Annotated in this window: 10 protein-coding genes; 3 read left to right on the forward strand and 7 right to left on the reverse strand. The window is 62.5% G+C overall.

Annotation, left to right across the window (positions count from 1 at the left end):
* Positions 1-7: 7 nt before the first annotated feature.
* The 6 genes from EA795_RS05375 to EA795_RS05400 form a co-directional block, all read right to left on the reverse strand.
* A complete protein-coding gene (locus tag EA795_RS05375) occupies positions 8-946 on the reverse strand; it encodes an ABC transporter substrate-binding protein (RefSeq protein ID WP_122075987.1) in 939 nt (312 codons plus the stop codon).
* The gene (locus tag EA795_RS05380; protein WP_122075989.1) at positions 943-1,794 is read right to left on the reverse strand and encodes an ABC transporter ATP-binding protein; all 852 of its coding nucleotides are present in this window, start codon (positions 1,792-1,794) and stop codon (positions 943-945) included. The genes EA795_RS05375 and EA795_RS05380 overlap by 4 nt, the downstream gene beginning before the upstream one ends.
* Complete coding sequence (locus EA795_RS05385; RefSeq protein ID WP_122075991.1) at positions 1,794-2,837, reverse strand: FecCD family ABC transporter permease; 1,044 nt, start codon at positions 2,835-2,837, stop codon at positions 1,794-1,796. The genes EA795_RS05380 and EA795_RS05385 overlap by 1 nt, the downstream gene beginning before the upstream one ends.
* 2 nt (positions 2,838-2,839) lie before the next feature.
* On the reverse strand, positions 2,840-3,877 hold the full coding sequence (locus tag EA795_RS05390) for a FecCD family ABC transporter permease (RefSeq protein ID WP_122075994.1): 1,038 nt from the start codon (positions 3,875-3,877) through the stop codon (positions 2,840-2,842).
* Positions 3,878-3,936: 59 nt separating this feature from the next.
* The gene (locus tag EA795_RS05395; protein ID WP_122075996.1) at positions 3,937-5,940 is read right to left on the reverse strand and encodes a TonB-dependent receptor domain-containing protein; all 2,004 of its coding nucleotides are present in this window, start codon (positions 5,938-5,940) and stop codon (positions 3,937-3,939) included.
* Between the two features lie 62 nt (positions 5,941-6,002).
* Positions 6,003-7,223 (reverse strand): MFS transporter, encoded by a 1,221-nt coding sequence (locus EA795_RS05400; protein ID WP_240644990.1) that lies wholly within the window; start codon positions 7,221-7,223, stop codon positions 6,003-6,005.
* Between the two features lie 243 nt (positions 7,224-7,466).
* Between EA795_RS05400 and EA795_RS05405 the strand changes: the two genes are divergently transcribed.
* A complete protein-coding gene (locus EA795_RS05405) occupies positions 7,467-7,682 on the forward strand; it encodes a DUF3079 domain-containing protein (protein ID WP_014852834.1) in 216 nt (71 codons plus the stop codon).
* A 179-nt stretch (positions 7,683-7,861) separates the two neighbouring features.
* The gene (locus EA795_RS05410; protein ID WP_122076052.1) at positions 7,862-9,817 is read left to right on the forward strand and encodes a DEAD/DEAH box helicase; all 1,956 of its coding nucleotides are present in this window, start codon (positions 7,862-7,864) and stop codon (positions 9,815-9,817) included.
* Positions 9,818-9,856: 39 nt separating this feature from the next.
* On the opposite strand, the gene EA795_RS05415 is transcribed toward EA795_RS05410, so the two are convergent.
* Positions 9,857-10,618 carry an SIR2 family NAD-dependent protein deacylase gene (locus tag EA795_RS05415; protein ID WP_122076000.1) on the reverse strand — a complete coding sequence of 254 codons (762 nt, stop codon included), beginning with the start codon at positions 10,616-10,618 and terminating at the stop codon, positions 9,857-9,859.
* 311 nt (positions 10,619-10,929) lie between these two features.
* On the opposite strand from EA795_RS05415, the gene hemH reads away from it, so the two are divergent.
* The gene (gene hemH, locus EA795_RS05420; protein WP_058075848.1) at positions 10,930-11,955 is read left to right on the forward strand and encodes a ferrochelatase; all 1,026 of its coding nucleotides are present in this window, start codon (positions 10,930-10,932) and stop codon (positions 11,953-11,955) included.
* Positions 11,956-11,981: the final 26 nt, after the last annotated feature.

The following is an 11,981-nucleotide window of genomic DNA, read 5'->3' on the forward strand; positions in this document are numbered from 1 at the left end:
TGCGGGTTCAGTTCACCGGCTCGGCATCCGCCTTGCCGACGATGGCTTCGATATCTTCGATCACCTGCATCGCGGCCAGCGGTCCGCCGGTGGAGGTCCAGAGCGAGCCGTCCACGGGGCCGAAGCGTTTGGCCTGGATGGCTGTCAGTTGCCGGAAAGCAGGGGTTTCCTCGGCCTGACGCATGGCCTCGACGGCCTCGCCGCTGGTGGCGAGGGTGCCGATCACCAGCCAGTCGGCGTCGAGCAGCTGCAGCGATTCCAGGCTCAGCGCCATGGAGTGCGTGTGGCCGGCATCCTGTTGATGGGCCGGGCGGCGCAGGCCGACATCTCCTACGATGGTGCTGGCGAAGGACTCCTTGAACATGTAGGACGGCCCCTTGGGGTTCCAGCGCGCGATGCTGAAGGTCTCCCCCTGGTGATTCTTCAGACGCTCACGCGCTTCGGCGGTACGTGCTTCATAGCCTTCGATGAAGGTCTTGGCCTGGGCATCCTGATTCAGGATGTGAGCGGTGCGCTGGAAACTCTCCTGCCAAGGGCGCCCCCAGTTGTAAGTGACGACGGTGGGGGCGATCTCGTTGAGGATCGCCAGCTGCTCCGGCTTCACCGGGCCGGTGAGGATCAGGTCGGGCTGCAGTTCCAGAAGGGTTTCCAGATTGGGGTTGTCGAGATCGCCGACCACCTTGATCCCCGCCGGCATCCGGCTTTCGAGATAGCGGGGTGGGGTGGCCTGGCCGCGGCCGTTGACGACGCCGACCGGTGTCACGCCGAGGGCCAGCGCGCTGTCGAGGTCGCTTTCACTGAGGGTGATGATCCGCTGCGGTTCGGCCGGGACCGCCACGGCGTTGCCGAAGGCGTCTTCCACCTGTCGGGTATCGGCCAGTGCCGGCAGCGCCAGCAGGCTGCCCAGCAGCACCGCGGCGAGGTTTCGTAGGTTCCTGTCGATCATTGCGTTGCATCCTCTTGAACGAATTCGGGCACCTGTGCGGTGCGGGTATTGGTCGACGTGGCAGTCGCCAGCGACCGGCGCCTTGGAACGATCACCGGCGCGCCGTCACCGGGTGCCGGCAGGATGTCCACGTCGGTGTCGTAGAGGCGATCCACCAGCTGTTTGGTCATGACCTGGCGTGCCGGCCCCATGGCCTGAATCTGGCCATCGGCGAGGGCGATCAGCTCGTCGCAATAACGCGCCGCGATACCCAGGTCATGGATGACGATGAGCACCGTGCGGCCTTCCTGGGTGATCCGGTGCACGGCCTCCATCACCTCGGCCTGGTGGCCGATATCCAGTGCGCTGGTGGGCTCGTCGAGCAGGATCAGGTCGGTGTTCTGCGCCAGGATCATGCCCAGCCATGCACGCTGCGCCTGGCCGCCGGAGAGCGACGAGGCCTGGCGCCGCCAGATGGCATCGAGCTGCATGGCCTCCCGCGCGCGGGCCACCTGCCGCGCGTCTTCGTCGCTCCACTGGTTGAACCAGCCTTGGTGCGGATGGCGCCCGTACTGCACCAGTTGTTCGACGCGAATGCCTTCGACCATCACTGGACGCTGGGGAAGAAAGGCCAGTTGTCGGGCCAGGCTCTTCATCGAATAGCTCGACAGCGTCTGCCCCTGAACCTCCACCTGACCGCCTTGCAGCGGGAGTTGGCGCGCCAGCAGCTTGAGCAGCGTGGACTTGCCGCTGCCGTTGGGGCCGACGATGCCGATCAGCCGGCCCTTGGGCAGCGAGAAGGAGATATCCCGCAGGATGACCTTGTCCTGATAGGCAAAATGCAGATTCCGAGCGTGCAAGGCAGTCATCAGTCAGCTCCTCGTCTGTCCTTGACCAGCAGGCCGAGCAGCAGAATGCCGCCGAGCAGCCGGGTCATGATGCCGGTGGGAATTTCCTCGGGCTGGGCCAATACCCGCACCAGGGTGTCGCTGCCCAGCAGCAGCACTGCACCGCACAGGGCCGACAGCCAGATGGGGGCGAGATTGCCGCGAGCCAGCCAGGACGCGAGGATCGGCGCGGCCATGGCGATGAACACCACCGGCCCGCCGATGGCCGTACCCAGCGAGGCGACCACGATGGCCAGGCCGAGCACGCCGAGCTGTACCAGCGGCACACGTACGCCAAGATTTCGCGCCGTGGCATCGCCGAAGCGCAACAGTGCCAGCGGGCGGTTGAGCAACACCATCACGGGGCAGAGCACCAGCAGCACCAGCACGATGGGATTGACCGTCTGGTAGCTGACCCCGGCGAAGTGGCCCATGGTCCAGAGATAGATGTTGCCCAGGTGGGTCAACGGTTGGGTGGCCATGGCGAAATCGCCGAGGGCGCCGAGCAGCTCGGAGAGCGCAATGCCGATGATGATGAACAGGTAGCCTTGCTCGCCGGGCCGGCGGCACAGCGTGAAGAGTGCGGCTGCCGCCAGCAGCGCACCCAGCGGGGAGGCCCACCAGGGCCAGCTGCCCAGCGTCAGGTACAGGGCGAAGCCGACCACCGCCAGTGACGCGCCCTCGTTCACGCCGATCATGTCCGGGGTGGCCAGGCGGTTGCGCACCAGGGTCTGGATCAGGCAGCCGGCCATGCCCATGGCGAAGCCCGCCACGATGGCCGCCGCGACCCGCGGCATACGGATCTTGAACACCATGATCTCGTGCAGCTTGCTGCCGTTGCCGGCCAGGGTGGCGAGCACGTCGCGCACGCCCATGTTTCCCGAGCCCAGGCTGATCGCCAGCACCACCAGCAGCGCGAGCACTGCCGACAAGAGGGCGAACATCAGCCAGTTGCGACGGTGCAACAACAGGCTCATCGCGCCCAGACGCAAGGTCCAGACGCCGGTTGGGGTAACGGTCGCCATGCCTACCTCACCGCCAGCAGTGAACGGAAACCGCCGCGCAGCACGATGGCGATCAGCGCCGGCGCGCCCAGCGCGGCCAGCAGGGTACCGACCGGCAACTCGTAGGGTTGCAGCAACCAGCGTGCGAGCACGTCGGCGGCCAGCAGGAACGCCATGCCGAACAGAGTGGAGAACAGCAGTTGCCGCAGCAATGCCACCGGTTCGATCATGCGGGCGCAATAGGCGGCCAGAAAACCGACGAAACCGATGGGGCCCGCGAGGGAAATCGCACAGGCGATCAGCAGCGTCGAGGCGGCCAGCACGCCCAGGCGTACCCAGGTGGTATGAATGCCCAGCGCCCGCGCCTGACTGTCGCCCATCTGCATCAGCGTCAGCTTGCGACAGAGCAGGGCGGCCAGGACCAGGCCGAACAGTGCGACTGGCGCCACCGTAGCCAGGGCATCCAGGCTGGAGGCGGACAGCGATCCCAGGTTCCAGAAGCGGAACTGCTCCAGCGCGATGCGCGTACGCAGAAGCATGAAGTTCGACAGGCCGCTGAAGATCGCACCCAGGGCAACGCCGGCGAGGATCAGCTTCAGCGGGCTGGCCTGACCGAGCATCAGCCCGATCACCAGCACTACCAGGTTGCCCAGCAGCGCACCAGCGCCGGACCACAGCAGGTAACCCTGGGTGGACTCGACGCCGAAGAAGATCAGGCCGATCACCAGCCCCAGCACCGCACCGGCATTGACGCCGAGCAGGCCGGGTTCGGCCAGCGGGTTGCGTGTCGCGCTTTGCAGCAACGAGGCGGCGATCGCCAGGCTCGCACCGACCACCAGCGCTGCCAGGGTGCGGGGCAGGCGCAGCGTATCGACCACCATGGCCAGTTTCTCGTCCGCCACGGCGAGCGGATCGCCCAGCAGATAGCCGAGCACGTCACCCGCACCGTAGACACCCGCGCCGATACTCATCGAGAGCACCAGCAACCCCAGCAGCAGGCCGCCGCCACACAGGATGACGGTCTTCTGATGGCCGGGAAGCGACTGGTTAGTGGTTGCCATTGTTTATCTGTTACTACTCCGATGAAACCCGGCGGTCGAGACCACCGGGGGTTGGTGGGTCAGATGTCGTAGCTGAAGCCCACGAACAGCGTGCGACCCATGAGAATGTTGTCTACAGCTTGGGCAACTTCATCACGCTTTTCATTGGTCAGATTATTCAATCCGCCGTTAAGTGTGAGATGGCTGGTGGCTTGGTATCTAGCGCCGACGTTAACGGTATGGAAAGCCCCAGTCTCGAATGTTCCTGAACGGGCCACATCATAAACGTACTGACTGCCGGTGTATTGATAATCTAGATTCAGACCAAGTTTCGGAATTGCCTGCCAGTCGACGCCAATATTGGCAACATGCTGCGGTGAATTCCGAATAGCCTCGTCAGTATCGCGATCATTGGCATCGGAGTACGTATAGTTTGCACGCAGGCCGACAGCCTCGGTTAACAAATACCGGCCTTGCAGCTCGTAACCTTTGACTCGGACGTGAGGCTGGTTGTAGGTGGTAAGTACTGGATCTTCTGCGACTGGAGGCAGTCCCGGCCCCGGCGGGGGAAGAAGTCGGGTCGTTTCGGTGTTGATCATATCTTCGATGTCAGTCTGGAAAAACATGACCCCTGCTTGCAATCGCTCATCTTGATAGAGAGCGCCTAACTCATAACTAGTAGCAGTTTCAGGTTTCAAGTTTTCGTTGCCAATGGTTACGCAATAACCTCGACAGGCGATTTCCACATAGGTCGGATCGGATTGAGCAATGCTCGGCGCTTTGAATGATTTGCCCACACCTCCCTTGATCACCCAGTTGTTGCTGAGGTTGTACACACCATAGGCTCGCGGACTAAACTCATTGCCATACGTATCGTGATCGTCCCAGCGTGCACCAAGGGTGATATCGAGCTGCCCTAACGAGAATTCGTCCTGCAAGTACAGAGCTTTCTGATCAACTTTAATTTCCGAGACTAAATTATTACTGTGACTAAGCTCCGTCCGCCTAAACTCACTGCCTAGTGTCAGAAGGTGACTGCCAAGGAACGCGTTAACTTGCCCGTCGAGTGTATGATTGGTCTGGCTTACGTCACTGACCCGCCCGCCTCGCAGGTTAGTCATTACTTCAGAGTCGTCCTTTAAATCAACGTCTTCGTAATAGTAGCGAATGCGTGAGTTGAAACCGTCCCAGGCTCCGTTGTGAGTCAAACCGAAAGCACTACGCTCCATTTCCTGAATATTGGTAGGAAATGCGAAGCCTGAATTATTCCAAGTGGCTTTGCGGTCATCTTCGCGGTAACTCATATCTAGATCGATACTCTGGCGCTCATCAAGAAGCCAGCTCAGGGTTCCATAAACGCTGCCATTTTGGCGCTTCTCGGCCGCGTCAATTCTTGGAGATGTGGTTTGATCGGAACCCCACGCGGCCTGATCGGTGCCCTCGACGATCAGATTGCCGAGTAGCTTGTTGTCAATCAACGCGCCGCTGACATAACCGCTAGTCTTGTGACTGTCGCCAGAGTCCCCTTCGGTCGGGTGCTCATAGACATAGGCAATGCCGGCTTCAGTCTTATCTGTTGGCTGACGCAAGATCACGTTGACGACACCACCAATTGCATCGGCGCCATACAGCGAGGACATCGGCCCGCGGATCACTTCGATGCGCTCGATGGCGGCCATGGGAATCGACGACAGGTCGAAATCGTTGGCGTAGTTGGAGGTCAGGGCTTCGCGGGAATTCACGCGGCGACCATTGACCAGCAGCAGGGTGTAGTCCGAGTCCATTCCGCGCAGCTTGATTTCCTTGCGGCCATAGGCGGAGGACGGGTTGATGTGCACGCCCGGCAGATACTTCACCGCGTCGGCGAGGTTGTACACCGGCATTCTCTCCAGCTCCTCGCGGGTCACCACCGATACGCTGGCGGGGGCGCTGAGTTCGCTGTGTGCCGTCTGGGTGGCGGTGATGACCTGCTGCTGCAGCGCCAGGGGTTCATCCGCCAGCGCGGCGATCGGTAAAAGGCTGGCCAGGATGGTCAGGGACAGGTGACGAGGACCGCTGATTCCTCGGTTTCTTACGATTGGCATAGCATGCTCCGTTGCTGCTTTGATGTTGTTCGAAACGGCCTGATCACGAATCCCCGGCAAGTTCATCCCGCCTGTTGTTCTGTTGTTTCGCCGTGGGCGGCATCGCGCCGCCGCAGGCCATGAAGCAGGTAAAGAACACCCAGCCCGGCCACTGGCCCGGCGAGCGCATAGAAGCCGGCCAGGTGTTCGAAGCCGATCAACTCATGCCGCGCACCGGATGTCAGGTAGAGCGCGGAGCAGAGGCTGCCGACGCCGGCGGCAATATTCGAGACGGTGCCCTGGAACGCCATGAATGCCGCGCGCTGATGCGGCTCCGGGATGCCGGCGGCGATGGTCATGGTGCTGTTGCTGCGCACGGCGCTCAGCGCCATGAACAGGGTGAAGATGATGTAGAGCGAAATGCCCACCGACGTCGCGAAACCCAGCGCGGTTACCAGGGCGAGGCCGCCGCTGCTGCCCAGCACGACCGTCACGGCACCGCCACGATCGATCCAGCCGCCACCGAGGCGCATCGCCGCCAGGCTGGCGAGACCGCCCAGCAGATAGAGCAACCCCAGGTTGCTGCGGGGAAAGTCCAGGTTGAACTGGAAGTAATTGGCGAAGTGCGGCACCAGCAGGAAATGCCCGAACATCTGCAGTGCGGTGATGGACAGGGCTGCCAGGCACAGGCGCGAGGAAAGCAGCGGCAGGATCGAACCACGCGGACGCCCGGCAACTGCAGCCGGCGAGGGCAGAAACAGCTGGGCCAGCAATGCCAGCAACAATCCTGCGCTTCCCAGAATCAGGAAAGGCGACTGCCAACCCCAGCGGGCTGAGCTTTCCAGCGACAGGGGAATGATCAGGATCGCCGCGAGGGAGAACCCCATGCCGACATAGGCGAGCTGCCTGCCTCGTTGCGCAGGCGGAATCATGTCCAGCATGGCGGCCATCAAGACCGCGCCCATCGGGCCTGCCAGCAAACCCGACAGCACGAACAGGGCGATGAGCTGATTGGAATGGGTGACCAGCGCGCAGCAGAGCAGAAGGGCGAAGCGAAGCGCCAGCAGGATGATGAGCGCGCGCTTGCGGTCGAAGCGATCCAGCCAGGGCGCGCTTGCCACCGCACTCAGGGCGGCGGCAATGGTCGCACCACCGCTGATGTAACCCACATGGCTGGCTTCCATGCCGAGGTGGCGAACGAGATCCGGGCCCAGCGGCATGACCATCATCAGGCTGCCCAGCGATAGCATGTTGATCAGCATCGCAAGGTGTACGGCGACCCTCGACTGTTCGGCAACTTTCATGATTTCCGGCGCGCTCATTGGGCAGGCGGGCTGCATCCTATTCCATAGCAAACGCGATATCAAACACAAATCGTTCGCATTTATATGGAAGGCATAGACGATCCATGTCATACCCGGCGAGGGCCTCGTCGAGCCGGTGCAACGCCGCTTGAAGATGCGCCTGATGATTTCTTGAGCGAAATCAAGGGCAGGGTTTCATGAGACCGGTAGCCTCGAAACGACTGCCACTCTCAGGGGTTCGATATGGCCAAGAAGTTTCCGCTAAACCCGCCACATCCCGAACGTATCTGCTGGGGTTGCGACCGCTACTGTTCCGCCGAATCCCTGGCCTGTGGCAATGGCGCAGGCAGGACGCAACATCCATCCGAAATGATGGGCGACGACTGGTACATGTTCGGCGACTGGGATCTCGATTCGATCATCGTCACCGACAAGTCGAAGGACACCTCGCCGCTCTGAGGCCCGCCTCCCATCTGATTTCTCGGATTCCTGAAACCTGCGGCAATCCGAACTTCGTTTCGATCACCCATGCCAGCCACCGGTGATCGCCCGACTGTCCCATATAAGCACCCCGGCGCCCAGCCACGCGACAAAACCCTTACCATATCAACCACATATTCGATGTTCGGTTGGTCGTCATGCTTTCTGCCGTCAAGCGCTACAAACTGCTCGTTTCCGGAGCGCTGGCGCGTTGTTTCCCTCGCACATCCGCCCATCTGCGTTCGGAGGAGGGTGCGGTACTGTTTCGGCGCTGGTCCGTGGCGGACGCGAAGCAGAGCATCGAGTCCGTCGGGAAACCGAAGGCGCGGGCGCCGCGAAAACCTTCTAAACCACGTGCCAAGCCCCGTAAACCAGCCAGCGAGGGCATCTACGGGCCGGCCAGGATGACAGTCGATAACCCGCAGATCCAGGCGATGCGCCTGCGCGTAGGCAAGGCGGTGGAGGCCGGTGTGATCTGTGCGCCGTCCGACGAACAATGGGCCATGATCCTCAGCGACAGCCCTGTCACCCGAATCTTCGCTGGCGCAGGCTCGGGCAAGTCCACCACCTTGGTGCTGCGGGTGGTATTCATGCTCTGTCATATGGAAATCCCGCCCGAACGGCTGACGGTGATTTCCTTCACCAACGCCTCCTGCATGCAGCTGCGCGAACAGTTGCTCCAGGTGCTGGGCTTCTGGAATTTCGCTTTCGATCCGGTTCAGGCGAGGCGCTGCGTGCGTACCTTCCATTCGGCCATGGGCGTGCTGGCCAAGGATGTGCTGGGCGACCCGCGGTGGTTCGAACAGCTCGACGAGAAAGGTGCATCCGCCCCAGAGCTGGACAATCCATTGACCTCCTCGCGTCTGCGACCAGCCCAGCAGCGCCTGCTGAAACAGGCTTACCAGAGCTGCTATGCCGAAACGGCACGCTTTCGGCAACTGGTGCACCAGCTACTCGGTCTGGCGCAACCCGCCGAGCCGGCATCGGGCAAGCGCTGTACGCGCAAGGCGCCGCAGGATGTCTTCAAGCTGCCGGGTGAGTTCACTTCGGCGCCCCTGTTCGAGGTGTTCTACGCGCAGGCGGGCTTCATCGAAAGCATCGGCATACGCATCGACCAGTTGCAGCCCGAGCGGATGACCTGCAGCGAGCACGAGCGCGCCTTCGTCGAAGCGTTGATCCTGTTCTGGAACCATTTCCAGAAAATACTGCAGGCGCAGGGGTTGATGACCTTCAATGCAGCTTTCCAGCAGCTCGCCCAGCGGCTGACGGGGGAGGGCAAGAACATCCCCGCCGAGGCACTGGCTCCCTTCAGTCATCTGCTGATCGATGAATTCCAGGACATCTCGCCGCAGATCGTGCAATGGCTGCAGGCGTTGCACCGTGCCTTGGCACGCCAAGGCGAGGCGGTCAGTCTGATGGCCATCGGCGATGACTGGCAATCGATCTATGGCTGGCGTGGCAGCTCGCCGGAGCTGTTCATCGACTTCGACAAGTATTTTCCCGGCAAGGGCGCCTCGAAGAAAAGCCGGGTGCTGATGCTGGAGACCAACTATCGCTCCATCGAGCCCATCATTCGCGATGGCGAATCGGTGCTGGCTGACGTCAGTTTCAAGCAGTCGAAGAACAGCCGGGCGGCCAAGACAGCCCAGGCGGGTGATCATGGCGTGAAGCTGGTAACGCGTTTCGATATCAAGGCGCGACTGCCGGAGTTGATCGCGCAGATCCGGTCCCAGTGCGAATACGTCGCCGCCAGGCAGCATGCCGATCGCAACGCGGTACTGGTGTTGAGCCGTCGCAACGAGCCGCTGCGTGCCATCCAGGCGCAGCTGGACAGGAAGCTGCCCGTCAAGGCGTACAGCATCCACCGGGCCAAGGGTTTGCAGGCGGAGGTTGCGATCATCGTCGACGACTGCCTGCCGCCGGAAAAGCACCCGCTGCGCAACGCGCTGTATGCCTATTCGGGCTTCTTCCACAACAGTTATGACCAGGCGATGGCCGACGAAAGCCTGCGCCTGGCCTATGTCGCAATCACCCGTGGCGTCAGCCGGGTGTTCTGGTTCACGCAGAAAACCCAGGGCGCGACACGGATACTGGCCGGGCGAGGGAAGGGATGAGCAACGGCCGCCATGAAGGCTGGCGTGCCGGTAATTTTCTCAGCCGCGCCCGAACGCCTGCGCTAGCAATGCGGGCAGCTGTTCGCCGGCGGGCCCCGCAAGGTTGTATTCCCGTTCGCGGCGACCGGCTTGCCCCTGCGGATTGACATGCACGACGACAGCGCCGGCCTCCCAGGCCAGCTCCGGCACCTGCGCAGCGGGATAGACCACCCCGGAAGTGCCCACCGATAGCAACAGGTCGCACGCCTGTGCCGCCGCGAAGGCCCTGTCCAGGGCCTCGCCTGGAAGGTGCTCACCGAACCAGACCACGCCTGGGCGCAACTGCCCCGCGCAATGCATGCAACGTGGTGGCTCCAGGCGGCGACCGGCATCCGGCTCAGCGGGCATGGCCAAGGGCTCATCCGGTTCACGGCCGCAACGCAAGCACCGCGGTCGATGCAGGCTGCCGTGAAGATGGATGACGTCGGTGTTTCCGGCGCGCTCGTGCAGATCGTCGACATTCTGGGTCACCAGGGTGAGCCTGGGCACGTGCCGCGCCAGTTCGGCGATCGCCCGGTGCGCTGGGTTCGGCTGCGCCTGTAACACCTTCATTCGTCGCCACTCATACCAGCCCCAGACCAGCGCCGGGTCCCGGCGAAAGGCATCCGGTGTAGCCAGCGAAGCGGCATCGAAGCGCTCCCAGAGACCGGTGAGCGAGTCGCGAAAGGTCGGGATGCCGCTCTCGGCCGACACGCCGGCTCCGGTGAATACCACGACGTGACGGGCGCTGCGCAGGGCATGCAGGAGGCTGTCTGAGATCACTGTTCGATTCCTTGGAGAGACCGGCTTGGCCATGGCTGTTCGAGCATCAATCAATAGCACCGGACCGGAGGTGAAACCAAGTGCAGCAGGGCTACATCGTCCTGATAGATTTCCAGTTGTACCCGCCTGGGCGAGTGGCCTCTACAATGCCTGCGCCGCATACCCGGCACCTGGTGCACCGGGCATCCCGTTCTGCTTCGCCGATCTGGATGCGGCATTGGCGGGCCTGCGCAAACCGATGCCCGCTGTGTGAAAATAGCGTGGGCCGTGGGATGCGGCGCGATCCTTTAATCCGTAGTCAGGAATGTCGCATGACTGAGCAGGCGTTGTTGTTGGTCAATCTGGGTTCTCCGGCGTCCACGAAGGTGGCCGACGTGCGCAGCTATCTCAATCAGTTCCTGATGGACCCTTACGTGATCGACCTGCCATGGCCGATCCGACGTCTGCTGGTGTCGCTGATTCTCATCAAGCGCCCGGAGCAGTCGGCCCACGCCTATGCGTCGATCTGGTGGCCGGAGGGCTCGCCATTGACGGTCCTCAGTCAGCGCCTGACCGATGCAGTGAGGCCGCACTGGAACGAGGGGCCGGTCGAATTGGCGATGCGCTATGGCGAGCCTTCCATCGAGCGTTCGCTGCTCAAGTTGGCAGGGCAGGGCATCAGGCAGGTAACGTTTGCGCCGCTGTATCCGCAGTTCGCCGACAGCACGACCACGACCGCCGTCGAAGAGGCGCGCCGAGTGATTCGCGAGAAGGGGCTCGATCTCAAGCTGTCCGTGCTGCAGCCTTTCTACGATCAGCCGGAATACCTCGACGCGCTGGTCGCCAGCGCCAAGCCATACCTGGCGCAGGACTTCGATCACCTGCTGCTGAGCTTCCACGGTCTGCCGGAGCGGCACCTGCACAAGACCGACCCGACCGGCTCCCATTGCCTGAAGACGCAGGACTGCTGCCAACGTGCCGAGGGCGCCGTGCTCGCCAATTGCTACCGTGCCCAGTGCCTGCAGAGCGGCGCCGCGTTCGCTGAACGTCTCGGGTTGCGTCCGGAGCAATGGTCCGTCAGCTTCCAGTCCCGCCTGGGCCGTGCGAAGTGGATCGAACCCTACACGGAGGCGCGGCTGGATGAGCTGGCGGCACAGGGCGTGAAGAAACTGCTGGTGATGTGCCCGGCCTTCGTCGCGGATTGCATCGAGACGCTGGAGGAGATTGGCGATCGTGGCCGCGAACAATTCCTGGCCGCAGGTGGTGAAGAACTGCAACTGGTGCCCTGTCTGAATACGCATGAGGCCTGGGTGCAGGCACTGGTTACCCTGTGTCGCCGCGCGCCCCAGGCGTTGTAACTGCCGGACGGGCTTGGCGAATCGGT

It is taken from the genome of Stutzerimonas nitrititolerans, assembly GCF_003696285.1.
Lineage (GTDB): Bacteria > Pseudomonadota > Gammaproteobacteria > Pseudomonadales > Pseudomonadaceae > Stutzerimonas > Stutzerimonas nitrititolerans.

Excerpts from the sequence above, each read along its gene's own strand:
- EA795_RS05375 (WP_122075987.1), bottom strand. The coding sequence starts at position 946 with ATGATCGACAGGAACCTACGAAACCTCGCCGCGGTGCTGCTGGGCAGC.
- EA795_RS05380 (WP_122075989.1), bottom strand. The coding sequence starts at position 1,794 with ATGACTGCCTTGCACGCTCGGAATCTGCATTTTGCCTATCAGGACAAG.
- EA795_RS05385 (WP_122075991.1), bottom strand. The coding sequence starts at position 2,837 with ATGGCGACCGTTACCCCAACCGGCGTCTGGACCTTGCGTCTGGGCGCG.
- EA795_RS05390 (WP_122075994.1), bottom strand. The coding sequence starts at position 3,877 with ATGGCAACCACTAACCAGTCGCTTCCCGGCCATCAGAAGACCGTCATC.
- EA795_RS05395 (WP_122075996.1), bottom strand. The coding sequence starts at position 5,940 with ATGCCAATCGTAAGAAACCGAGGAATCAGCGGTCCTCGTCACCTGTCC.
- EA795_RS05400 (WP_240644990.1), bottom strand. The coding sequence starts at position 7,223 with ATGAAAGTTGCCGAACAGTCGAGGGTCGCCGTACACCTTGCGATGCTG.
- EA795_RS05405 (WP_014852834.1), top strand. The coding sequence starts at position 7,467 with ATGGCCAAGAAGTTTCCGCTAAACCCGCCACATCCCGAACGTATCTGC.
- EA795_RS05410 (WP_122076052.1), top strand. The coding sequence starts at position 7,862 with ATGCTTTCTGCCGTCAAGCGCTACAAACTGCTCGTTTCCGGAGCGCTG.
- hemH (WP_058075848.1), top strand. The coding sequence starts at position 10,930 with ATGACTGAGCAGGCGTTGTTGTTGGTCAATCTGGGTTCTCCGGCGTCC.